The organism is Saccharopolyspora soli (assembly GCF_022678645.1).
GTDB classification, from domain to species: domain Bacteria; phylum Actinomycetota; class Actinomycetes; order Mycobacteriales; family Pseudonocardiaceae; genus Saccharopolyspora; species Saccharopolyspora soli.
In genome coordinates this window covers 1-24,097 of sequence record NZ_JALBWV010000029.1, presented here as the reverse complement: position 1 = coordinate 24,097, position 24,097 = coordinate 1, and the positions used below count along the sequence as shown (strand labels likewise).

The 24,097-nt window shown below is 68.7% G+C and carries 18 protein-coding genes; 7 read left to right on the top strand and 11 right to left on the bottom strand.

Annotation, left to right across the window (positions count from 1 at the left end; all coding sequences use genetic code 11):
* Positions 1–34 precede the first annotated feature (34 nt).
* Positions 35–607 carry a helix-turn-helix domain-containing protein gene (locus MOQ72_RS22090; RefSeq protein ID WP_242186331.1) on the top strand — a complete coding sequence of 191 codons (573 nt, stop codon included), beginning with the start codon at positions 35–37 and terminating at the stop codon, positions 605–607.
* Between the two features lie 60 nt (positions 608–667).
* Here MOQ72_RS22090 and pdxS read toward each other — a convergent pair whose 3' ends face one another.
* Positions 668–1,585, bottom strand: coding sequence for a pyridoxal 5'-phosphate synthase lyase subunit PdxS (gene pdxS / locus MOQ72_RS22085; RefSeq protein ID WP_308197931.1), 918 nt, complete (start codon positions 1,583–1,585; stop codon positions 668–670).
* A gap of 232 nt (positions 1,586–1,817) precedes the next feature.
* Between pdxS and MOQ72_RS22080 the strand changes: the two genes are divergently transcribed.
* Positions 1,818–3,932: an elongation factor G-like protein EF-G2 gene (locus MOQ72_RS22080; RefSeq protein ID WP_242186321.1), complete on the top strand. Its 2,115-nt coding sequence runs from the start codon at positions 1,818–1,820 to the stop codon at positions 3,930–3,932.
* A gap of 140 nt (positions 3,933–4,072) precedes the next feature.
* Here the strand turns inward: MOQ72_RS22080 and pgsA are convergent, their stop codons facing one another.
* On the bottom strand, positions 4,073–4,678 hold the full coding sequence (gene pgsA / locus MOQ72_RS22075; protein WP_242186319.1) for a phosphatidylinositol phosphate synthase: 606 nt from the start codon (positions 4,676–4,678) through the stop codon (positions 4,073–4,075).
* Positions 4,679–4,863: 185 nt separating this feature from the next.
* Here pgsA and MOQ72_RS22070 point away from each other — a divergent pair, with 185 nt between their 5' ends.
* The gene (locus MOQ72_RS22070) at positions 4,864–5,391 is read left to right on the top strand and encodes a YceI family protein (protein WP_242186316.1); all 528 of its coding nucleotides are present in this window, start codon (positions 4,864–4,866) and stop codon (positions 5,389–5,391) included.
* A 273-nt stretch (positions 5,392–5,664) separates the two neighbouring features.
* Here MOQ72_RS22070 and MOQ72_RS22065 read toward each other — a convergent pair whose 3' ends face one another.
* From MOQ72_RS22065 to MOQ72_RS22055, 3 genes are all read right to left on the bottom strand, one after another.
* On the bottom strand, positions 5,665–6,240 hold the full coding sequence (locus tag MOQ72_RS22065) for an HIT family protein (protein WP_308197930.1): 576 nt from the start codon (positions 6,238–6,240) through the stop codon (positions 5,665–5,667).
* Positions 6,237–8,252, bottom strand: a complete 2,016-nt coding sequence (gene thrS / locus MOQ72_RS22060) for a threonine--tRNA ligase (RefSeq protein ID WP_242186965.1) — start codon at positions 8,250–8,252, stop codon at positions 6,237–6,239. Before thrS ends, MOQ72_RS22065 begins: the two co-directional genes overlap by 4 nt.
* Before the next feature lie 233 nt (positions 8,253–8,485).
* Positions 8,486–10,585: a putative bifunctional diguanylate cyclase/phosphodiesterase gene (locus MOQ72_RS22055; RefSeq protein WP_242186314.1), complete on the bottom strand. Its 2,100-nt coding sequence runs from the start codon at positions 10,583–10,585 to the stop codon at positions 8,486–8,488.
* Between the two features lie 631 nt (positions 10,586–11,216).
* Between MOQ72_RS22055 and MOQ72_RS22050 the strand changes: the two genes are divergently transcribed.
* Positions 11,217–12,569, top strand: a complete 1,353-nt coding sequence (locus MOQ72_RS22050; RefSeq protein WP_242186311.1) for an FAD-dependent oxidoreductase — start codon at positions 11,217–11,219, stop codon at positions 12,567–12,569.
* A gap of 288 nt (positions 12,570–12,857) precedes the next feature.
* Entirely contained in the window at positions 12,858–14,321 is a 1,464-nt protein-coding gene (locus tag MOQ72_RS22045; protein ID WP_242186310.1) for an aldehyde dehydrogenase (NADP(+)), read from the top strand.
* Positions 14,322–14,376: 55 nt separating this feature from the next.
* Here the strand turns inward: MOQ72_RS22045 and MOQ72_RS22040 are convergent, their stop codons facing one another.
* Positions 14,377–14,724, bottom strand: a complete 348-nt coding sequence (locus MOQ72_RS22040) for a hypothetical protein (protein WP_242186308.1) — start codon at positions 14,722–14,724, stop codon at positions 14,377–14,379.
* Positions 14,721–15,506 (bottom strand): hypothetical protein, encoded by a 786-nt coding sequence (locus MOQ72_RS22035; protein WP_242186306.1) that lies wholly within the window; start codon positions 15,504–15,506, stop codon positions 14,721–14,723. The genes MOQ72_RS22040 and MOQ72_RS22035 overlap by 4 nt, the downstream gene beginning before the upstream one ends.
* A 90-nt stretch (positions 15,507–15,596) precedes the next feature.
* On the opposite strand from MOQ72_RS22035, the gene MOQ72_RS22030 reads away from it, so the two are divergent.
* Positions 15,597–15,917, top strand: coding sequence for an ArsR/SmtB family transcription factor (locus tag MOQ72_RS22030; protein ID WP_242186303.1), 321 nt, complete (start codon positions 15,597–15,599; stop codon positions 15,915–15,917).
* Here MOQ72_RS22030 and MOQ72_RS22025 read toward each other — a convergent pair.
* Entirely contained in the window at positions 15,914–16,756 is an 843-nt protein-coding gene (locus MOQ72_RS22025; RefSeq protein ID WP_242186300.1) for a putative RNA methyltransferase, read from the bottom strand. The genes MOQ72_RS22030 and MOQ72_RS22025 overlap by 4 nt on opposite strands.
* Positions 16,757–16,821: 65 nt before the next feature.
* Between MOQ72_RS22025 and MOQ72_RS22020 the strand changes: the two genes are divergently transcribed.
* Complete coding sequence (locus MOQ72_RS22020; RefSeq protein ID WP_242186298.1) at positions 16,822–18,243, top strand: lipase maturation factor family protein; 1,422 nt, start codon at positions 16,822–16,824, stop codon at positions 18,241–18,243.
* 39 nt (positions 18,244–18,282) lie between these two features.
* On the opposite strand, the gene MOQ72_RS22015 is transcribed toward MOQ72_RS22020, so the two are convergent.
* The 3 genes from MOQ72_RS22015 to MOQ72_RS22005 all read right to left on the bottom strand — a co-directional run bounded on the left by MOQ72_RS22015 (position 18,283) and on the right by MOQ72_RS22005 (position 23,907).
* On the bottom strand, positions 18,283–19,500 hold the full coding sequence (locus MOQ72_RS22015) for an RNA-guided endonuclease InsQ/TnpB family protein (RefSeq protein ID WP_242186297.1): 1,218 nt from the start codon (positions 19,498–19,500) through the stop codon (positions 18,283–18,285).
* A gap of 4 nt (positions 19,501–19,504) precedes the next feature.
* Positions 19,505–19,903 (bottom strand): IS200/IS605 family transposase, encoded by a 399-nt coding sequence (gene tnpA, locus MOQ72_RS22010; RefSeq protein WP_242186294.1) that lies wholly within the window; start codon positions 19,901–19,903, stop codon positions 19,505–19,507.
* Positions 19,904–20,025: 122 nt separating this feature from the next.
* Entirely contained in the window at positions 20,026–23,907 is a 3,882-nt protein-coding gene (locus MOQ72_RS22005; RefSeq protein ID WP_242186284.1) for a tetratricopeptide repeat protein, read from the bottom strand.
* Positions 23,908–24,097 lie beyond the last annotated feature (190 nt).

Genomic DNA, 24,097 nt, shown 5'->3' with positions numbered 1-24,097 from the left:
AAATCGAATGCACGGACCGACGGAGCGAACAGGCATGAGTGGAACCGAGAGCACCCCGGCCGCGCCACCGCTGGAGACCATCGCCGCGTCCCTGCGCCGGGAACGCGACCGCGCCGGGCTGACCCTGACCGAACTGGCCAAACGCGCCGGGATCGCGAAGTCCACGCTGTCCCAGCTGGAGTCGGGCACTGGGAACCCCAGCGTGGAAACGTTGTGGGCGCTCGGCGTGGCGTTGGGAGTGCCCTTCAGCCGCCTCGTCGACCCACCGACACCGCAGGTGCGGGTGATCCGCGCCGGTCAGGTGCCGATCGTGCGCTCCGAGCAGTCGACCTACGCCGCGGCACTGCTGTCCTCCGGCCAATCCGGCGCGCGCCGCGATCTCTACGTCCTCGAACTCGAACCGGGCGGCGCCCGCCACGCGGACGCCCACATACCGGGCTCGGTGGAGCACGTCGTCCTGACCGCGGGCCGACTCCGCGTCGGCCCGGCGGACAACCCGGTGGAACTGGGGGTGGGCGACTACATCTCGTTCTCCGGAGACGTCCCCCACGTCTACGAAGCCCTGCAACCAACCACCCGAGCAGTCCTCGTCATGGAACACGTCTGAGCAAAGACCTCGTGAGCAGTTGAACCGGCAAGAGCCGGACAACCACTCACGAGTGCCTGGTCACCAGCCTCGGTGGGCGTAGCGTTGTTGTTCGGTCAAGTCGTCGAGGTTGATGCCGACCATCGCTTCGCCGAGACCTCGGGAGACCTTCGCGATCACGTCCGGGTCGTCGTAGAACGTCGTGGCCTTCACGATCGCCTCGGCCCGCTTGGCCGGGTCGCCGGACTTGAAGATCCCCGAGCCGACGAACACGCCCTCCGCGCCCAGCTGGCGCATCATCGCCGCGTCCGCCGGAGTCGCGATGCCACCCGCGGTGAACAGCACGACCGGCAGCTTCCCGGTCCCGGCGATTTCCCGGACCAGTTGCACCGGCGCGCGCAGTTCCTTCGCCGCGACGTAGAGCTCGTCCTCGCCGAGCACCGAAAGCCGCCGCATCTCGGCGCGGATCTGCCGCATGTGCCGGGTCGCTTCGACGACGTTGCCGGTACCGGCCTCGCCCTTGGAGCGGATCATCGCCGCGCCCTCGGAGATCCGGCGCAGCGCCTCGCCGAGGTTGGTCGCGCCGCACACGAACGGCACGGTGAACGCCCACTTGTCGATGTGGTTGACCTCGTCGGCCGGGGTGAGCACCTCGGACTCGTCGATGTAGTCCACCCCGAGCGACTGCAGGACCTGCGCCTCGACGAAGTGGCCGATGCGCGCCTTGGCCATCACCGGGATGGAAACCGCGTCGATGATGCCCTCGATCATGTCCGGGTCCGACATCCGGGCCACGCCGCCCTGCACGCGGATGTCGGCGGGCACCCGCTCCAGCGCCATCACCGCGACCGCACCGGCGGCTTCGGCGATCTTGGCCTGCTCGGGCGTCACCACGTCCATGATCACGCCGCCCTTGAGCATTTCGGCCATGCCGCGCTTGACCCCGTCGGTACCGGTCCGGGTGGTGCTGGCGGTGTCCTTGACGTCGACGGTAGTCACCTTCGGCCTTCCTGTTGTCGGTGTTCTGCCGCGAACAGGCTATTCCCGAACTGGACCATTTCCACGGTCCACTAACCGGGATTTCCGGTAGTCCACTTGCCGCCGGTGCGCGCACCGCTGCGACCTCTCGGCGACACGCGCGAGCGCCGACGGCCGTCGCCCTTGCACGACCCGAACACGAGGTGTGTGATCGGAGACACAGTCGACCGCCGGGAGCGCGCAGGGAGTACTCATGGGAAGCAAGCAAAGCGGCACAGTAGGAGGGCCGGTGATCCCGGCCCCAGCAGATCCCGCGAAAATCCGCAACGTCGTGCTGGTCGGCCCGTCAGCCGCCGGGAAGACCACACTGGTCGAGGCCATGCTGACGGCCACCTCGACGATTCCCAGATCGGGCGCGGTCACCGAGGGCACCACGGTGTGCGACCACGAGCCCGCCTCGATCGAGCAGCAGCGGTCCATCGGACTGGCCGTCGCGCCACTGCAGCACGGTGACATCAAGATCAACCTGATCGACACCCCCGGTTACGCGGACTTCGTCGGCGAACTGCGCGCCGGGCTGCGCGCGGCGGACGCGGCGCTGTTCGTGGTGGCCGCAGCCGAAGGCGTGGACCCCGCGACCCGCGCGATCTGGCACGAGTGCGCCGCGGTCGGCATGCCGCGCGCAGTGCTCATCGCCCGGTTGGACCAGCCGCGAGCGGACTTCGACAGCACGCTGCTGACCTGCCAGGACGTCTTCGGCTCCGGCGTGCTGCCGCTCTACCTGCCGCACCGCGGCGCGGACGGCGAGGTCGCCGGGCTGATCGGCCTGCTCACCGAGAGCATCTACGAACCCGGCCGCACCAGGGCGGCCGACGATCAGCTGCGGGCGCAGATCGACGGGCCGCGCAGCGAGCTCATCGAGGCGATCATCGCCGAGAGCGAGGACGAGTCGCTGATGGACCGCTACCTGGGCGGCGAGCCGATCGACGAGGACACGTTGATCGCCGATCTGGAGACCGCCGTCGCACGGGGCGGCCTGCACCCGGTGGTCCCGGTCTGCTCGATGACCGGGGTCGGCATCCAGGAAGTGCTCGACGGCATCCGGCGCGGCTTCCCATCGCCACTGGAGCACGCACTGCCGGAGTTCACCGATCCGCAGGGGCGCGATCCGCGCACGCTCAGCCCCGATCCGGAAGGCCCGCTGGCCGCCGAGGTCGTGCACACCTCGGTCGACTCCTACGTGGGACGGGTTTCGCTGGCGCGGGTGTTCTCCGGCACGATGCGCCCGGAACGCCCGGTGCACGTCTCCGGGCACGGCATGGCCGAACGCGGCCACCCCGACCACGACGAGGACGAGCGGGTTGCGCACCTGTACTCGCCGCTGGGCGCGAACCTGCGCGAGGTGCCGCACTGCATCGCCGGTGATCTGTGCGCGCTGACCAAGATCGGTTCGGCGGAAACCGGTGACACCCTGTCCGAGCCCTCGGATCCGCTGCTGCTCACGCCGTGGCCGATGCCCGAGCCGCTGCTGCCGATCGCGGTCACCGCGCACACCCGCAGCGACGAGGACGCGCTGGCGCGCAACCTGAACCGGCTGATCGCCGCCGATCCGAGCCTGCGGTTGGACCGCGACAGCGAGACCCACCAGTTGGTGCTGTGGTGCATGGGCGAAGCGCACGCCGATGTGGTGCTGCAACGGCTGCGCGAGGGTGGCGCGGAGGTCGACACGGTGCCGGTTCGGGTGCCCCTGCGGCAGACCTTCGCCCAATCCGCCAAGGGCCACGGGCGACACGTCAAGCAGTCCGGTGGGCATGGCCAGTACGCGGTTTGCGACATCGAGGTGGAGCCGCTGCCGCGTGGTTCCGGTGTCGAGTTCGCGGAGCGGGTGGTCGGTGGCGCGGTGCCGCGGCAGTTCATCCCCAGCGTCGAGAAGGGCGTGCGGGCGCAGATCGAGAAGGGCATCACGGAAGGGTTCCCGCTGGTGGACGTGCGGGTCACGCTGGTGGACGGCAAGGCGCACAGCGTCGATTCCTCCGACGCGGCTTTCCAGGCGGCGGGTGCGCTGGCGCTCAAGGCTGCCGCCGAGCAGTCGAAGCTGATCACGTTGGAGCCGGTCGACGAAGTCGCGGTGCACATCCCCGACGAGCACCTCGGGGCGGTGCTGGGCGACCTGTCCAGCCGACGCGGCAAGGTGATCGGCACCGAACCGGAGAACAGCGGCTGGACCGTGGTGCGCGCGCACGTGCCCGCGAGCGAACTCGTCCGCTACAGCGTGAACGTGCGCTCGCTGAGCTCCGGCAGCGCGACCTTCACCCGGCAGTTCGAGGCTTACGAGCCGATGCCCGAGTCCCTCGTCCCGCAGAAGTGAGCCGCGACGCGCCAGGGCCTGGCGCTCGTCGAACGTCGCGCGGCGCGCGGCGGGCGGCGGGCGATTTCGCGCGAAATCGCCAAAGGCACGCGAACCGGAACCCGATCGCCGGATTCCCGAACGCGGAACGTCCCCGCGGGTCACCGGTTCCGGGACGAGGTGTGCACGGCGATGAGGCGTTGCGCGATGGTGACCAGCGACAGCGCCGCTAGCAGCCACACCGCGACGTCCAGCACGTACGGCACGCCCAAGCCGTGCAGGCCGGTGCCGACCAGCACCACGAGGAACCGCTCGGCGCGCTCGGCAAGACCGCCCTCAGCGCTGAGCCCGTTGGCCTCCGCGCGCGCCTTCACGTAGGAGATGACCTGCGCGCACACCAGGCAGATCAACAGCGCCAGGCCGCGCACCTGGTCGACCTCGACGACCAGCGACCACCACACCAGCGCGCCGAACAGCGCGCCGTCGACCATTCGGTCGCAGCTGGCGTCGAGCACGCCGCCGAACTGCGACGCCTTGCCTCCGGCCCGCGCCATCGCGCCGTCGAGGACGTCGAAGAGCAGGAACACCGCGACCACCAAGGTGCCCACGAACAGCTGGCCGCGCGGGAAGAACCACAGGGCCGCAGCGATGCTGGCGATCGTGCCGGTCACCGTCACCGCGTTCGGCGACAGCCCGAGCCGGACCAAGCCCGCGCCAAGCGGGTTGGTCAATCGTGATAGTGAGGCCCGCGCGAAAAAGTTGAGCATCGCTTGAAGTGTCAGCCGCCTGTGCACCGAGTGTCGTTCCTTGCAGATTAGCCGCAGGTGATCACCGCGCACCGGAAGCATCCACCGACCCCGCTCACAGGCGGCTCGTGAGGTGAGACACAATGAGGAATCCTTGAAGCTTCAATAGTGTTCGGGTGACACACGTTACGTTCCTTGGAGGCAGCATGACGTCAACCACGCAGATCCCCGGCTACGTCGCGGGTACCTGGGACATCGACCCGGTCCACTCGGAAATCCAGTTCACCGTGCGGCACATGGGTGTCGGCAAGTCCCGCGGCCGCTTCGACCACTTCCAGGGCGAGATCACCACCGCCGCCAACCCGCTGGAGTCCAAGGTCACCGCCACGATCGAGGCCGGGTCGATCAGCACCGGCAACACCGACCGGGACGCGCACGTGCGCACCGCCGACTTCCTCGACGTGGAGCAGTTCCCCACCGTGACCTTCCGCTCCACCGGCATCCGCCAGGACGGCGAGGACTTCGTCATCGACGGCGACTTCACCCTGCACGGCGTCACGAAGCAGGTGTCGCTGGCCACCGAGCTGAGCGGATTCACCGAGGACGGCCTGCTGGGCCTGTCGGCCACCACGACCATCAACCGCACCGACTTCGGGGTCGGCGCGGCCGGTGGTGCCGTGGTCGGCGAGAAGATCAAGGTCACCCTCGACATCGAAGCCAAGCTCCGCGGCTGAAAACACCTGTCTTCGTACTCGTTTTGCGTAGCGGTGCAGGTAGCGGAACCTCAGGCGCCGTCTCGGTCCGGGATCCCCGACATCATGTGCCAATACACCACGTCGAGGCTGTCCTCCCGACACGACGCCTGAGAACCCGCGGCGGTGCAAGTTGCAAGGGCGGGCCAAGCGGCTGCGCCGCTTCAAAACAAGAACAAAGACAGACCGTGAAGCCACGTGAAACGGGCTGGGGAGGCGCGTCCTCGGCCCGTTTCCATGCGGAATCCCGGACGGTCAGGGCACTTCGCGCCAGGCGGTGGCCAGCAGCTGGTGGGTTTCGCCCAGCAGTTGCGGCAGGACCTTGGTGTGGCCGATGACCGGCATGAAGTTCGAGTCGCCGCCCCACCGCGGCACCACGTGCTGGTGCAGGTGCGCCGCGATGCCCGCACCGGCCACCGGCCCCTGGTTGAGCCCGATGTTGAACCCGTGCGGCGCGGAAACCTGGCGGATCACCCGCATCGCGTGCTGGGTGTACTCCGCGACCGCCACCGTCTCCGCCGCGGTGAGCTCGGTGTAGTCCGCGACGTGCCGGTACGGCAGCACCATCAGGTGTCCCGGGTTGTACGGGTACAGGTTGAGGATCGCGAAGACCAACTCGTCGCGCGCCACGATCAACGTCTCGGAATCCGGCCGCCCGGAGTCGAGCAGCCTGCAGAACGGGCAGCCGTCGCTGTCGTCGCCCTCCGGCTTGTTCTCTCCCTGGATGTAGGCCATCCGGTGCGGTGTCCACAACCGTTGCAGGGCGTCCGGTACGCCGACACCGTGCTGCTCGACCAGCTCGACCCCCTCGGGTCCGGGAACTTCGCTCACGCCTGCTCCGCCTGGAAGTTCTCAGCGGTCGGCGAGGCGTTCTCGCGGCGCTCGATCCAGCCGGTCAGCGCGGCGATCGCGGCGTCCACCGGCACCCCGTTGATCTGGGTGCCGTCGCGGAACCGGAACGACACCGCGTCGGCAGCCACGTCCTTGCCACCCGCCAGCAGCAAGAACGGCACCTTCTGCGTGGTGTGGTTGCGGATCTTCTTCTGCATCCGGTCGTCGCTGGTGTCCACGTCGACGCGAATTCCCTTGGCGCGCAACGCCTCTGCCACCCGCTGCAGGTGCTCAACGTGCTCGTCGGCGATCGGGATGCCGACCACCTGCACCGGTGCCAGCCAAGCCGGGAAGGCACCCGCGTAGTGCTCGGTGAGCACCCCGAAGAACCGCTCGATGGACCCGAACAGCGCGCGGTGGATCTTGATGGGCCGCTGCTTGCTGCCATCCGGCGCGGTGAACTCCAGGTTGAACAGCTCCGGCAGGTGGTAGTCGACCTGGATGGTCGACATCTGCCAGCTGCGGCCCAGCGCGTCCTTGGTCTGCACGGAGATCTTCGGACCGTAGAAGGCGGCGCCGCCGGGATCCGGCACCAGTTCCAACCCGGATTCCACGGCCGCGGCGCGCAGCGCCTCGGTGGCCATCGCCCAGCTCTCGTCGCTGCCGACGTACTTCTCCTCGTTGCGGGTGGACAGTTCGAGGTAGAAGTCCTCCAGGCCGTAGTCGCGCAGCAGGTCGAGGACGAAGTTCAGCAGCGACTGCAGCTCGTCCTGCAACTGGTCGGGAGTGCAGTAGATGTGCGCGTCGTCCTGCGTCATGCCGCGCACCCTGGTCAGCCCGTGCACCACACCGGACTTCTCGTACCGGTACACCGACCCGAACTCGAACAGCCGCAGCGGCAGTTCCCGGTAGGACCGCCCGCGCGAGCGGTAGATCAGGTTGTGGAACGGGCAGTTCATCGGCTTGAGGTAGTAGTCCTGCCCCGGCTTGCGCAGCTCGCCGTCGGCGTCGCGCTCCTCGTCGAGGTGCATCGCCGGGAACATGCCGTCGCGGTACCACTCCAGGTGCCTGGAGGTCTTGAACAGCACGTCCTTGGTGATGTGCGGGGTGTAGACGAACTCGTACCCGGCCTGCTCGTGGCGCTTGCGCGAGTAGTCCTCCAACTCGCGCCGGATGATGCCGCCCTTGGGGTGGAACAGCGGCAGCCCGGAGCCGACCTCGTCCGGGAAGGAGAACAGGTCCAGCTCCGCGCCGATCCGCCGGTGGTCGCGGCGCTCGGCCTCGGCCAGCCACTCCAGGTACTCGTCGAGCTTCTCCTTGGACTCCCAGGCGGTGCCGTAGATCCGCTGCAACTGCTGGTTGTTCTGGTTGCCCCGCCAGTACGCGGCGGCGACCCGCATCAGCTTGACCGCCGGGATGAACCGGGTGTGCGGCACGTGCGGACCGCGGCAGAGGTCGCCCCAGACGACCTCGCCGTGCCGGTCGATGTTGTCGTAGACGGTCAGCTCGCCGCCGCCGACCTCCATCACCTCGCTGGTGTCCACATCGGACTTGAGGTCCACCAGCTCCAGCTTGTACGGCTCGTCGGCCAGCTCCTGCTTGGCGGCCTCGACCGACTCAAGTCGGCGGCGTGCGAACTGCTGCCCGGACTTGATGAGCTGCTTCATGCGCTTCTCCAGCGCTTGCAGGTCATCCGGGGTGAACGGTCGGTCGACGTCGAAGTCGTAGTAGAAGCCGTCCCGGATCGGCGGACCGATGCCCAGCTTCGCGTCGGGGAACAGGTCCTGCACCGCCTGCGCCAGCACGTGCGCGGCGGAGTGCCGGATGACGCTGCGGCCGTCCTCGGTGTCGGCGGCGACCGCCTCGACTTCGACGTCCGAATCCGGCGCCCAGGCGAGGTCCCGCAGGTTCCCCGCGGCGTCGCGGACCACCACGACGGCGTCGGGACCCTTCGACGGCAGCCCCGCCTCGGCGACGGCTGCGCCCGCGGTAGTGCCCGCCGGAACCTTCACCCGGAGAGCTTGCTGGGCTTGGGAAGGCTGTACGGACACGATCACTCCTCGGCTGGACCGGTCACCGACCGGTGCGGATACGCTTCGCATCCCGATGCTATCGGCCTGTCGCCACCCAGTTTTCGCCGCACCGAGCGGCGTGGCCCACCGTTGCGCGAAGTGGCGGTGCGACCGGCTTGACCTCAGCCGCTTCCGCCTGCCTGCGCAACTCGCGTCGCACGCACCCCGCGAGCTCAGCCCGATTCCGCGAAGAGCTGCTCGATCTCCGATGCCGAGGCCAGCTCGCTGACGTAAGGACCTTGCACCATGCAGACACCCAGCTCTTCCAGTCGCTGGGCCTGCAGCGCGGTGCGCACGCCGCCGACGAGCACCGGGAAACCCATCAGCTTCGCCGCGCCGACCGTGCTGCTCACCAGGTGCCGACCCAGCGGATCGGGGCCATCCGGGTCGGCGAGGCTCGCCAGGTGCGGGCCGTCGATGCGCACTCCGGTGATCGGCAGGTCGCGCAACCGGCCGACTCCGGTGTAGTCGTCGCCGAACTCGTAGACGACCAGTCGAATCCCCATCTCGGCGAAGATCTCCAAGGTGTCGACCGGGTCGCCGTTGTGGTCGAACAGCGCGGCTTCGGGCAGGCCGAGCGCCAGCGACTGCGCTGGCAACCCCGTCTTGTGCAGGATGCGCCGCACGTCGGCGACGAGTTCGGGATCGCGGCAGTGCCGCGGCGACAGGTTCACCGCGGCGATCGGCGCGTCCTCGCCCAACCGCTGCACCCAGCGTGCCGCTTGCTCGCAGACCTGTTCCAGCGCCCAGCTGCCGAGCCTGGTGATCAGTCCGGTCTCCTCGGCCAACGCGAGGAACCGATCGGCGTCCAACTCGCCGAACTCCGGGTGGTCCCACCGCACGTTGCCGGTGGCGCCCACCAACTTGTCGGACTGCAGCCATTTGATCGGCTCGTACTCGACGAACAGTTCGTTCTGCTCCAGCGCCGCGGGCAGCGCGGCGGAGAGCTTGAACCGGTCCAGCGCCACCGCGTTGTGCACGGCGTCGAACAGCACCCACTGCGCTCGGCCATCGCTCTTGGCCCGGTAGAGCGTGATGTCGGCATCCCGCAGCAGCGCCTCGGCATCGGTGTCGGCGACCTCGCGCTCCACGATGCCGACACTGGCCGAGGCGCTCAGCTCGTGGTCACCGATGCGCACCGGCCGGTTGATCTCCCGGAGCAGGCGGTCCACCAGTTCGATCACCGAGTTGGCATCGCGCGAATCGGGCACCAGCACCACGAACTCGTCGCCGCCCATTCGGGCCGCCAGCGCCAGTTCGGCCTTGGCCAGCGCATCCAGGCGCTGCGCCACCTGCCGCAGCAGCCGGTCGCCGATCGGGTGGCCGAGGCTGTCGTTGACCGCTTTGAACCCGTCCAGGTCGAAGTAGCAAAGCCCCACCCGGCGGCCTGGATAGGCCGGTTCCAGCGCGGCGTCCAGGCTGGACTCCAACTGCGTGCGGTTGGCCAGACCGGTCAGCGGGTCGTGGGTGGCCTGCCTGCGGAACTGCTCCTGGAGCATGTGCCGGTCGGTGATGTCCTCGTACAGCAGGACCTGGTAGTCCGGCTCGCCCTGGGCGTCCCGGACCAGCGACCCGGACACCTGGGTCCAGATGTGCGTGCCGTTCGGCTCGGTGCGGCGGGTCTCCAGTTGGCAGCGGTCGAGCTCACCGGCGGCCAGTTGGCCGGTGGCGTCCTGGAGTTGCCCCAACCAGGGCTCGTCGACCAGGTCGAACACCGCGCCGCCGACCAGTTCGCCGGTCGTGTGCTGGAAGATCCGCGTCAGCGCGGCGTTGACCTCTTCGATCGTCCCGTCCAGCGACACGACCGCGATGCCCAGCGCCGATGAGGTGAACACCGCGCGCGTTCTCGCCTCGCTGGCCCGCAGCGCCTCCTCGGCGGCATCCCGAGCGTGCAGGACCGCCTGCTTGATCACTTCCTGCTCGGCCAGCGTCTGCTCGCGCAGCCGCCCGGCGAAGCCCGCGGTCAGGTCGCCGATCGCGGCGAACAACCGATCGCGCCGCAGGTCCGGCAGCATCCTGGGCAGTTCGGCGGCGAACAGCCGCACCGTGCGGGAGAGCGCTTCGGGGTTGGTGAAGTGGATCTGCACGAGCTGGGCGCCGACCTCCAGCGCCTCGCCCGGCAGGGCTGCGCCGGTCAGCTCGCCGAGCAGTCGGTCGAGGCAGTCGGTCAGCAGCTCGTCGATGTCGCTGCGGTGCAGCGGCACGTAGCTGGTGTGCACGATCTCGCGCTTCCAGCGGTGTACGAACTCCAGGCGGTCCACTCGGGTGATCACTGCTCGACTCCGCCGGGCGCGGGGTGCCACAACTTGCGCATCTCCCACCTGTCCTTCGCATTGGATCGCTGCGAGTGAGGGCATGACACCCACCTGAGCGGCGGGTGCGGCTGATCGAGTTCGAATCTTACTGTCACGCACCGCGCTTGGTCACGCACGCATGGTGGGCAGCCCCAGATGGGCGGGCCCGTTATGACCATTGTCACGAGCCCAGATCGCGGGATCAGCGGTTAGGCATGCCTAAGCTTGAGGCTCACCCGTGCACTTCAGCAGGCCCGGAACCCGACCGGGTCCGATCACGCGCGAGTCCAGTCGAGCGCGCCGGAGGTCGGCGCCCAGGAGAAGGACGCATGAGTAGCCCTGTGTGTCAACCCCAGTCCCCCTCAACCGCACCCCAGGGGACCGCGACGCAAACCAGCCACAAGAAACCACACAACGCGAGATTGAGCTGAACGCAACCACCACTGTGAATCGCGGAGAGGCGGACCAGCATGAGTAGCCCTGTGTCAACCCCAGTCCTTCCCAACCGCACCCCAGGGGACCGTGACGCAAACCAGCCACGAGAAACCACGCAACGGGAGATTGGGCTGGACGCAACCACCACTGCAAATCGCGGAGAGGCGGAACCGGCATGACCCGCCCGCTGCGAGTGGTGATCGTCGGTGCCGGACCGGCCGGGGTTTACGCGGCCGACATCCTGACCAAGTCCGAGACCCCGGTGGAGATCGACCTGCTGGACCGGATGCCCGCGCCCTACGGCCTGATCCGCTACGGCGTCGCCCCGGACCACCCGCGCATCAAGGGCATCGTCAGCGCGCTGCACCGGGTGCTGGACAAGCCGGGCATCCGCTTCCTGGGCCACGTCGACTACGGCGTGGACGTCAAGCTGGACGACCTGCGCCGCCACTACGACGCGGTTGTCTTCGCCACCGGAGCCGACCGGGACCGCGCGTTGGACATCCCGGGCATCGACCTGCCGCACAGCTTCGGCGCCGCGGAGTTCGTCTACTGGTACGACGGCCACCCGGAGGCTGCCCGCGACTGGACGCTGGACGGTCAGCAGGTCGCGGTGATCGGTGCTGGCAACGTGGCGCTAGACGTCGCTCGGGTGCTGGCCAAGCAGGCCGACGACCTGCTGCGCACCGAGATCCCGGACAACGTGCACCGGGGCCTGCGGAGCTCGCGGATCACCGATGTGCACCTGTTCGCCCGGCGCGGCCCGGCGCAGGCCAAGTTCACCCCGCTGGAGCTGCGCGAGCTGGACCACCAGCCCGGCGTGGAGATCATCGTGCACCCCGAGGGCTTCGAGCTAGACGCGGCCAGCGAAGCGGCGATCCGCACCAACAACCAGGTCAAGACCGTCGTCAAGACCTTGCAGGACTGGGCGCTGCGGGATCCGAAGCACGACACCGCGCGCCGCCTGCACCTGCACTTCCTGCGCGCGCCGGTCGAGGTGCAGGGCATGGCGCGGGTCGAGGGTTGCAAGGTCGAGGTCATGGAGCTCACCGGTGACGGCAACGTGCGCGGCACCGGCGAGTACGAGACGTACCCGGTGCAGCAGGTCTACCGCGCGGTCGGCTACCTGAGCTCGCCGCTGGCGGACATCCCGTTCGACCACCACTCCGGCACGGTGCCCAACGACGGTGGCCGGGTGCTGGACCTGGACGGCGACCACATCCCAGGCGTCTACACCACGGGATGGATCAAGCGCGGACCGGTGGGCCTGATCGGACACACCAAGGGCGACGCCCTGGAGACCATCAACAACCTGCTGGCCGACGCGACGACGCTGCCGCAGGCGGAACAGCCGTCGCCGCAGAGCATCCTGCGGCTGCTCGAAGAGCGCGGCGTGGAGTACACGACGTGGGAGGGCTGGAGCCGCCTGGACGCGCACGAGAAGGCGCTGGGCGAAGCCCTGGGCCGCGAACGAATCAAGGTCGTCGCCCGCGAGGAGATGGTGCGAATCTCCCGCGCCCAACACTGACCACGTCGTTCCGCGCGTCGACGCGACTGGCGCCGCTCCCCGTTCGAGTGAGAGGTGAGGGGCACCCCTGACCAAGTAACTGGGTCACGGGTGCCCCTCACCTCGACCTCATCGCGTGACGGTGCTGCGGTGCCAGCTTCGAGAGAGGGCTGAGCGGTTGGCGGCGTTTCCTGACAAGAGCAGAGGTGAATTGTCGGTGCGTTATTTCGAACAGTGTCCGGCTGGTCGGGTGGTGGGGCGTATTACGGTGTTGGGGACAGCACTCGAACCGCGCAAAGGATGGGCACGTTGACCGCGATCGACCGGATTCCGGACACCACCCAAGCCGAACTCGACACCGTCCTGCAGCGAGCCGCCGACGCCGCCGACGCCTTCGGCGCGCAGTCGCCCGCCACCCGCGCCCGCCAGCTGACCGCCGTCGCCGACGCGCTGGACGCCGCCAGCGGCGAGCTGGTGCCGCTGGCGATCGCCGAGTCCAACCTGTCCGAGGGTCGGCTGACCGGCGAGCTCAAGCGCACCACCTTCCAGCTGCGGCTGTTCGCCGAAGTCCTCGACGAGGGCAGCTATCTGCAGGCCACCGTGGACCGCGCGGACGCCGGTTTCGCGTTGGGCGCCAAGCCGGATCTGCGCCGGGTCCTGCAACCGGTGGGCCCGGTGCTGGTCTTCGCCGCGAGCAACTTCCCGTTCGCCTTCTCGGTCGCGGGTGGCGACACCGCATCGGCGCTCGCGGCTGGCTGCCCGGTGGTGCTCAAGGCACACCCCGGCCACCCGCGGCTGTCGGTGCGCACCGGGGAGATCATCGTCGAGGCGCTGCAGGCCGCCGGGGCACCGGACGGCGCGTTCAGCGTCGTGCTGGGCGTCGAGGTCGGCACCGCCGCGCTGCGGGACCCGCGGATCAAGGCGGCGTCGTTCACCGGATCGGTACCGGGCGGACGGGCGCTTTTCGACATCGCCAACTCGCGGCCCACGCCGATCCCGTTCTTCGGCGAACTCGGCAGCCTCAACCCGGTTTTCGCCACGCCCAGCGCGGTCCGCGCCCGCGGCGAGGAGATCGCCAAGGGCTACGTGACGTCGTACTCGGGCAACGCCGGTCAGCTGTGCACCAAGCCGGGCCTGCTGTTCCTGCCCGCCGACCACGGGCTGGACGACGTGCTGGCCGCCGAGTCCAAGGCGGTCGCGGGACACCGGATGCTCAACGAACGGCTGCACCAGGGCTACTCCGGACGCCGCTCCGCCGTCACCGAGGTGCCGGGGGTGCGGGTGCTGGCCGAGGGGAGCGCGGCGGATGAGACGGTGCCTACGCTGCTGACCACCGATGTCGAGACGCTCCTGGCGAACCGCGAGGCGCTGCTGGAGGAAGTCTTCGGCCCGCTGTCCATTGTGGTCACCTACGGCTCGGAGGACGAGGCGCGGCGGGCGGCCGAGGCGTTCGAGGGCAACCTCACCGCGACGCTGCACGCCGAGGCCGATGACACGGAGTTCGCCGGAAGCCTGGTCAGCCGACTGCGCGACCGCGCGGGTCGACTGCTGTTCAACGGCTGGCCGACCGGCGTCGCGGTCTCCCCGGCGATGCAGCACGGCGGACCGTACCCGGCGACGACGGACGCCCGCTTCACCTCGGTGGGCACCGCGTCCATCGACCGATTCCTGCGCCCGGTGACGTACCAGAACGTCCCGCAGGACCTCCTCCCTGCGGCGCTGCGCGATGACAACCCGTGGGGCATCCCGCAGACCATCCACGAACCCAAGTGACGACCCGCTGATCCGAACGGACACCGCGTCCACAGTGGACACGGTGCCCGTTTCGTCAAGCGGCGCGGGATCCCGGCTGGTGTGCGACGAGCAGCCAGGCCATCAGCGCGGATGCGGCGGCGCCGACGAGCGTGGCGATTCCCACCTCGCCTCGGACGGCGTAGGCCGCCGTCGCGGTGGTGAACACCCCGGCCGACATGCCGAAGGCGAACACGAGAGCCGGGCTGGCGGTGGCCACCGGCAAGACGGCGGCTACCACCAAGAGCGCGCAGATGATCAGGTCGGGGATCAGGAACAGGTTGTCAGCGCGCCACGATCCATGGACGAACAGGAATCCGAACGTCGCCAGGCTGAGCACGAACGCCACTGCCCGGCCCGTGTTGACCAGCCGCGTTGTCGTCATGGCCGGTTCCAGGCGGGCCGGTCCACGCGATCGGTGGGCACCACGACCTGCCCGGTGACGAACCGGCTCCACACGCCGAAGCGGAGCTCGTGCCGGGGCGGCGCGTAACTCTCCACGAAGCTGTGCGTCCCGGTGGCGTCGCTGGTGGTCGCCCCGAAGGAGACCTGGAAGCGAGTGGTGGCGGAACGCTCGTGCGGGGGCAGGGGTGACGGGAGCAGTTCGTCGGAAGCCCAGCGGTAGTCCGCGCGGTACGGGGCGACGACGGTTTCGAAGGTGTTCTCCAGCACCGCGCCGGTGGCCGGGATGGTGATCAGCACACCGCGCAAGCCGTTGTCGTAACGGGTGTTGAACACCGCGACTTCGGCCGAGGTGTCGGGGTAGATGACGGCCCGACCCGACCCGACCTTCGAGCCGGGCGGGCACGCGGCGGGCCCACCGGCCTCGAAGTCGGCCCGCGCGCAGGTCGGGAACTTCTCCGGGTTGAACCGGATCGACTTGTCGAAGAGGAACACGAACCGGTTCGCCGGAGCGGGTTTCTCGCCGCTTTCGGTCCGGCTCGTGCGGTCGAAACCGATCTCGACGCCCAACGGCGATCCGCCGTCCGGGCTGACCGACACCGCTATCGCGTCGATGTTGACCGGCCCTTCGACGACCGGTTCTTCGGGCGGGGTCGGGCCACCCGGTGTGGGCACCGGGTAGCTCCCAGCGCTCGCCGGGCTGCTGGCCAGCAACGTTGCGGCGCAGGCCAGCGCCGCGGCGGCGAAGGCGGGTCTTGATCGCATCGCGCCTCCAGGAAGAGTCTTTTCGAACCTCCTCGAACAAACCAGACAAAAGGTATTCTTTTCGTAAAGTCTCGAAAAGAGGAGGACGCGGTGCCACTGGGCCGGTGGACTCCACTGCACCACCCGGAGATCGAGGACGTCGCAATCGACGACGTGCTGCAAGCCCTCGCGGACCCGACGCGCCGCCGGATCGTGCGGCTGCTCATCGACGAGGGCGACCGGCCGTGCGGAACGTTCGGCCTGAACATCGCCGCATCAACCCTCAGCCACCACTTCCGAACACTGCGCAAAGCCGGAATCCTCCGGCAGTACGACAGCGGACGGCGCCGGATAAACACGCTGCGCCTCACCGAACTCGACAACCGGTTCCCCGGCGTCGTACACACAATCCTGCAAGCAGCCGAGGACTAACCGCCCGCGCTCCACCCCCGACGCTGGTACACCGCCACTGTCACGGATGCGGTCAGCTCGACCGGTTTCGGCAGGGCGGCGATGCGGGCGCGCAAGTCTTCGGTCTCGGCATGCCAGGCGCTGGGTCCCATCGCCACCACTGCCTCGGTTTCCGCTTCGCCCAGGGACAGCGGGAACTCGCAGGTCTGTTGGGAGACCGGGGTGAACCGGTCGGCCAACTGCTCGGTCAGCCGCTGCTGCTTGTGCTCGTCCACCTTGAGCAGGTCGAGCTCGGCGACCAGCTCGGCCAGGTGATCGGAATTCGGGACGACCACCACGAGGTACCCGCCGGGACGCAGCACGCGGTGCATCTCGGAGGCGTTGCGCGGCGCGAAGACGTTCAGCACCGCCGACGCCGCCTCGCTTTGCACCGGTAGCGGCTGCCAGGCATCGGCCACCACCGCACCCAGTCTCGGATGGGCCTTGGCGGCACGTCGGCAGGCGTACTTCGAGACGTCGAGCGCGACGCCGACCCTCTCCGGCGACTCCGCCAGCACGCGGGCGAGGTAGTAGCCGGTCCCGGCCCCGAGGTCGACCACGCAGCCCTCGACCGGCGAAACTGCCTCGGCCACCGCGTCGGCGATCGGGGCGTAGTGGCCCGCGTTGAGGAAGTCCGCCCGTGCCGCGACCATCGCCGCGGTGTCGCCGCCCGTCCGGCTCTTGCCGGACAGCAGGCTCACGTAGCCCTGGCGGGCGATGTCGAACACGTGGCTCGTCGCGCAGCGCAACGTGCTCCCGGCTCGGTCCAGGTCCGCGCCGCAGTGCGGGCAGGCCAACACCGCCACCACGTCGTCCAGCACGTTCGCCCTCCACCCCGTCGGTAAGCGATTCTAGAAGCCGGTGACCCGCTGGATTGGTGGGCAGGATGTGGGAGTGGTTTTCGGCACCTGACTACTGGGCCGCTCGGTTCGTGGTGCAGCACCTGCTCGCGGTCGGCTACCTGATGGGCTTCCTCAGCGCGGTGCGCCAGTTCCGGGGTCTGCTCGGCGAGCGCGGCCTGACACCGATCCCCCGGTTCCTGGCGCGCGTGCCCTTCGGGCAGGCGCCGAGCCTGTTCCACCTGCACTACTCCGACCGGTTCTTCGCGGGTGCGGCGTGGCTCGGCGTCGCCGGGAGCACGCTGGCGCTGGTTGGGGTCGCCGACATCGCTCCGCTGTGGGCTTCGATGGCGTTGTGGCTGGTGCTGTGGTTGCTGTACCTGTCGATCGTCAACGTCGGGCAGGTCTGGTATTCGTTCGGCTGGGAGTCGTTGCTGCTGGAAGCGGGATTCCTGGCGATCTTCCTGGGTCCGGCGGCAATGCAGCCACCGGCGCCGGTGCTGTGGCTGCTGTGCTGGCTGCTGTTCCGCCTGGAGTTCGGTGCCGGGCTGATCAAGCTGCGCGGCGACACCTGCTGGCGGGACTTCACCGCGCTGTACTACCACCACGAGACGCAGCCGATGCCCGGCCCGCTGAGCCGGTGGTTCCACTGGCTGCCGAGACCGCTGCACCGGTTCGAGGTGGCGGCCAACCACGGCACCCAACTGGTGGTGCCGTTCCTGCTGTTCGCCCCGCAACCGGTCGCCACCGCGGCGGCGTTGATCATCGTGATCACGCAGGTCTGGCTGGTGCTGAGCGGGAACTTCGCCTGGCTGAACCTGGTGACCATCACGCTGGCGTTCGCTGCGATGGACTCCTGGCTGCTGCGCTGGGTGACGCCCACCCCACCACCACTGGCCGACCCGCCGCGATGGTTCGTGGCTTTGGTGCTCGCGGTGACGGTCGGGTTCGTCGTGCTCAGCTACTGGCCGGTGCGGAACATGCTGGGGCGGCGGCAGGTGATGAACCGCAGCTTCAACAAGCTCCACCTGGGCAACACCTACGGCGCCTTCGGCAGCGTCACCCGCACCCGCTACGAAGTGGTCGTCGAGGGCGCGGCCGACGCCGACGCACCCTGGCAGGAGTACGAGTTCAAGGGCAAGCCCGGCGACCCGCACCGGCGACCGCCGCAGGTGGCGCCCTACCACCTGCGGCTGGACTGGCTGATGTGGTTCCTCGCGATTTCCCCCAGCTACGGCCGGACCTGGCTGCCGAACCTGGTGGAAGCGCTGCTGCGCAACGAAGAACAGGTGCTGCGACTGCTGCGCCACAACCCGTTCCCGGAGTCGCCGCCGCTGCTGGTCCGAGCGGAGCTGTACCGCTACCGCTTCACCACCCGAACCGAACGACGCGAAACGGGAGCCTTCTGGATCCGCAGCCGGGTCAGCGAATTCGTCCCGCCGCTGACTCTGGGGGACCTGAAATGTTGACGTCCTCCCCGCAGATGAATCCGGGGGATTCCAACCTGCCTAGGCGGCGGTTGGGCAGGTAATCCCTCGCGGTTTCCCTGCTGGTTCCTGCTTCGCGGACCGCCTAGCGGCGCGGTCTCCACAGGCTGTCACCGCAAGCCCTGCGGCGAGGATGTTCTTGGCAGCGTTGACGTCCGCGCTATCGCAGTGGCCACAGCGGGTGCACCGGAACCGCGCTTGGCTCTCACGCGATTCCGGATCCACATAGTGGCACTGCGAGCACATTTGCGACGTGTACGCAGCCGGGACTTTCACAATCCGGGTGCCCGTGTACCGGGCGACACTGGCCAAGGCTGTTTCGAGCTGATACCAGCCCTTTTGGAGTATGCTCCGATTCAGCCCGGCTTTCTGCGCAACCCGCGAGCCAGGCGCCTGGACTGTCCCCGCGGCCGAGGCTGTCATGTTGCGGGTCTTGAGGTCTTCCAACACAACTGCTCCGTGCGCGGTGGCGAGGCGGTTCGCCGTCCATGACGCGAAATCGGCGCGTCGGTCCCGTTCCCGGCGTTTGATCCTCCGCATCGCTGCGATGGTCTTGCGCCGGTTGGCTGATCCGTGTTTCTGCCGCGCAAGCTGCTTCTGCAACCGGCGATAACGCAGGTCCTCACCGCCAGTGGTGAATTCGCGGTCGCGCATGGTGCCGTCTGAGCAGGCCACCGCTGCCGCAACGCCCCGATCCACACCCACAGCCGTGGCGCTGGCGTGCTGTTCGGGGGTTACCTGGCCGTCGTCGATGAGGAACGACACGAACCAATCCCGGCTGTCGCGGGACAGCGTCGCCGGCCGGATCTCGCCGCCCGGCGCGCGGGACCACCTGAACCGCACCCACCCGAACTTGGGCAGCTTGCAACGGCCCCACCGCTTGTTCAGGCGCTCGATCTGGATCTTCTTACCGGCAGGAAACCGGAACGACGGCGACCAACGCCGTTGCGAGCGCCACCGCACCTTGAACGTCCCGTGCTCACGGCACGCCCGGTCCAGATCCATGAGGGTCTGCTGAAGGACATGCGACGGCGCGGCCTTCAGCCACTCGTTGTCGTTCTTCGCGTCGGCACGTTCAGCGGCTTGCGGTGCGTAGTTCATCCACGCTCCGCGCCTGCGGTATTCGCGGCGCTGTTCCAGGGCTGTGTTCCACACCGACCGGCAGATGTTGCCAATGGTCTCGGCGAACTCAGTCTGCTCCAGCGTGGGCGCGAGTCTGTACTTCCGTCCGGTCAGCATCACGTCACCGCGTCTTCTGCTGCTCGACGTAGCGCTTGATCACCGACAACGGCGCACCACCGACGGTGGCAACGAAATAGGCGTTGGTCCACAACGTCGGCAGCTTCGACCGCAACCACGGGAACTCCTCGCGCAGCGCACGCGACGAACGCCCCTTGATCGCCTTGACCAGGCGGTGCACGCCGTACTGCGGATCGACTTCGACGAGAAGGTGCACGTGGTCCGGCATGGTTTCCAGTTCCACCAGCCACGCTCCCTTCTCCTCGATGACCTCGCGGATGATCTCTTTGAGACGCTGTTCCATCCGCCCGCCGATGACCCGGCGCCGGTACTTCGGGCACCACACCACATGGAACGCGCACTGGAAGGTCACGTTCGCGTTCGAACGCAGCGTAACGACCACACCGACACTATACAGCGGCAAGCTACCTAATGTTGGCAGGGTTACCGGCGGGCCCGTTCAATACGAGGTTGGCGCGGTAACCCCACGCAAAAACCAGAGGTCTGCGCGCTATGTATTTTCGATCAGCTGCGCCCGGAGAGTTCGCCGCGCGGACCTTCGCTGAGCGACGCCGGGCGGGACCGCGCCTGCTCAGCGCGTCGGCCGCCGTAGCGCCCCGCGCCGAGGCTCACCTCGCCGGTCGGCCCGGACGACACCTGGTGCAGGCTCGCGGAGAGATCGGCTTCCAGGCCACCGGGCAGCTTCAGCCGAACCAACAGCGGCAGCAGGAAACCGACCGCCACCATCGCGACCAGCACCGGCGTCAGGGTGCCCAGCAGCACGGTCGGCACCTGGTACTGCAGGAAGAACGCGCTCCACAGCAACGCCAGCATGACCAGCGAAACGGTGATCAAGGCAGTGCTGCCGACCACGCTGGAGCGAGCTCGCCGGATGCGCTGCTGCGCCAGCACCCGCACGCGGTGCGCCTCGGAGTGGCGGCTGTCGAACTGCTCCACCCGCCGCAGGTACCGCATCGCCCGGCGGAAGTGCAGCGAGGACAGCTGGGCGTCGCCGCTCTCCCCGATCTTGTAGGCCGCGACCCCGGCCACGAAGTACGGTTCGGCTTCGTCGGTGGCCGAACCGATCGCCTCCCGTGCGATGGCCAGCGCCTCCAGGTATAGGTCTTCGCTGCCGGTCGCGTCGCCGCGCTGGACCAGCAGCCGCGCCAACTCGACCTGCAACCGCCACTTCGGCAGGTCGCAGTCCGCTCGATCGAGCGCGTAGCGCAACGGCTCTTCCGCGCTCACGAGGTCCCCGGAGGAGCGGGCCACGGCACGGGCCAGTCCGATCGCCGCGGTTCCGTTGCCCGGCTCCAGCACGGTCGCCTGGCGGAACTGCTGCGCCGCCCGCCCGGCCCACTCGCCCGGCTCGCCGCCGTCGACATCCCGCTGGAAGCAGAGGTTGCCCAGCTCGACGTGCGCCTGCACGTCGTAGAAGTCCCGTTCCACCGCCTTGCCGAGCAGTTCCTCCGCCTCGTCGAAACGCCCCAACTGGCTGTACAGCGCAGCGAGATCGACGTAGGCACCCGTGTACGGGTCGAGGTCCACCGCGGTGCGCAGGTGGTGCTCGGCAGTTGCGTAGTTGCCCCGGCGGAAGTGCAGGACCCCGGAAAGCACGTGGGCCTCGGCCGAATACGCGTCGTCGGCCAGCACACCCGCGCAAAGCCGCTCCACCTCGTCGTGGTGGCTGCTGAGCCCACCGCGCAGCAGCGTCGAGGCCAGGGCCAGCCGGATCTCGTCCGCCGTCGGCCGGATCGCCAGCGCCGCCCGGAACTGCCGCTCGGCTTCCGGGATGTCGTTGCGCTGCAACGCGAGCCAGCCGAGCGCTTCCAGCGATTCCCAACGTTCGTCCACCGTCGCGGAGTTGTCCAGAAGTCCCTGGAACAGCTCCTCCGCGGCCGGGAACCGCTTCTGCGCCAACAGGATCCAGCCCAACTCGAACTTCAGCGACCGCTTGTGGGCGAACCGCTGGAGCATCCCGCGGACCAGCCGTTCCGCCTCGCCGTACCTGCGCAGCTTGCCCAGGACGTTGGATTTCAGCAGCACCGTGCTCAGCCGCAGCGGGGAGCGCGCCAGCACGTCGTCGCACTGCGCCAACGCCTTCTCCAGCCGGTTCGTCCACGCGTAGAGCTGCGCCAACTGGTGCGGGAAGCCCACGTCGTCCGGGAAGCGTTCGAGTGCCGACCTGGTGGCCGCTTCGGCGTCGCGGAGTTCCCCCATGCGGCACAGGGCATTGATCTCGTCGAAGTACCCGACGGTGTAGAACGGGTCCATCCGCTGCACTCGGCGGGCGACCTCGACGGCCTCCGCGACCCTGCCGGTCCGCGCGAAGGTCCGCCCGAGTTCCACCACCAGGAGCACCCAATCCGGGTGCTGCCGCATCTCCGCTCGCAGCAGCGCCACTGCCTCGTCGTAGCGGTCCTGGATGCGCAGCACTTTGACCTGGTCCCGGATCGCGGCCGGGGCTCTCGTCCCGATCTCCTGACAACGTCGGAACCGTTCGAACGCGGCGGCGTAGCGGCCCTGATCCACATCACACCAACCGAGGCGTTCCTGCACCAATGCGTCCTCGGGGAACCGCTCGGCCAGCTCCGCTGCTGCGGATTCCGTGCTGCACCGCAACTCCTCGAGGAGGTCGATCCGGCGCACTCCGGCTGCCGCGTTGTCCGGATCGAGCCGGATCGCCGTCTCGGTCTCCCGCAACGCCTCCTCGTAGCGCCCCTGCGAGGAGTACGCCACGATCAGAGCCGACCGCAGGTACCAACCCTCGCCGCACTCCGCCAACCCGTCGTGCAAAGTGGACAGTGCGGACTCCTGATCACCTCGCGCGGACAGCACCAGGGAGAGTTCCTCGTGCAACTCCGGTCGGCGCGGCCGACGGCGCAACGCCTCCCGCGCCGCTGCCTCTGCCTCGTCCAGCCGCCCCATGAGCCGCAGCGACATCACCCAGTGCTCCAGGGTGTCCGCGTTTCCGGGTGCCCCGTCCAACGCTCGCTCGAACCAGTTGAGCGCGGACGGGAAATCGTGCCGCTCGAAATGGGCCTCGCCGACCTCGTGGCAAAGGTGCGGAACTTCCGGGAACCGCTGCTGGGCAGCTTCGGCCACGGCCAGCTGCTCGTCGTAGCGGCACAGCCCGGACAGGAACTCCAACCGGGTGGCGTGCAGTCCGAAATCGTTGGGTGCGTCGGCCAGGAGGCGGACGCATTCCGCCAAGGCCTCGGCTGATCCGTGTTGGCGGGCGACCACCTCGACCAATTGGGACCGCAGGTCCTGGTCGTGCGGGAAGATCCGCAGTTCGCGCCGGGCGACCTGTTCGGCTTCGTCCAACCGCCCCGCTTGGGCCAGCAACGCGACCTCGACATCACGCGCCATCCAGTAGGGATCGATGCGGAACGCCTCGCGCACCGCTGCGATGCTGTCGTCCTCGCGGCCCTGCGCCCTGCGCAGTCGGCCCAGCTCGACGTGCAGTTGCGGTTGCTCGGACTGGCGGTTCAAGGCATCGGTGAGCAGCTTGTCGGCTTCGTCGTACCGTTCGGCCCAGCGCAGGAAAGTGGCGTGCCATTCGATGATCAGCGCATTGTTCGGATGCATCGCGGCTGCCGCTTCGATGCGTTCGAGGGCCAACTCGGCCTGGTCGTGCGCATAGGCGAGCCGGGCGTGGGCCGCCAGGAGCTGCGGGGCCTGGGGCCGGTGCCGCAGGGTCTCGGTCAGCACCTGGTCGGCTTCCTCGAACCGGCTCAGGTACATCAGGTAGGAGGCTTTCCGGTTACCGGCGACGTCGTGCGCCGGGTCGATCCGGATCGCTTGGTCCAGCGCTTGCAGCGCGGCGTGGCAACGCCCCTGGTCGAAACGCGCGTACGCCAGGGCGGACAGCAGGTCCGGCTCGTCGGGAATCAGCTGCGACGCCTGCTGGGCGGCGAGCACCGCATCGTCGGCGCGGCCCAGGTACGCGAGCACGTAAATGCGCCTGCGCAGGGCTCTGAGATCCCCTGGGGCAATGTCGAGCACAGCATCGACCTGCGCCAATGCCTCGTCATCGCGGTTCATCGAGCTCAACGTGGTGACCCGCGCCAAGCGGACCGGGATGCTCTGCGGAAACCGCACCGCAGCGTCATCAGCGGCCGCCAGCGCCGCTTCGTAGCGAAACACGTCCGTCAGCGCCGTGATCCAGCGCGCCCGAACCGCGTCGGAATCAGGATCCAGTTCGACGGCGCGCTCGAAATCAGCCAGCGCGGCGGCTGGGCCCTCCCGCGCCGTTGTCACCCGACCGCGCAAGATGCGCAGCTCGGCACTGTCGCCACGGGCCAGCGCCCGATCGACTGCCTGCTGCGCATCGACGTAGCGGCCCTGCCGCCGGAGCAGGTCGATGTCGTCGAAATCGCGTGCTGCTCCGGAAGTTCCGCTCACCAGTCGCCTCCTGTTCGCTGCCAGCGGCAGTTTGCCAGCAGCGAACACCGGCCCGGAACGGAATGAGCCGATTGCCGGTCGTGGGTGTGAAATGTGGCCACCCCCGCCAATGACACACACGACCCCCGCAGCCCATGGCGGCGGCTTGCCGGGGCGCGCTGGGGGGCGTGGCCAAGCCGCACAAAGCCCC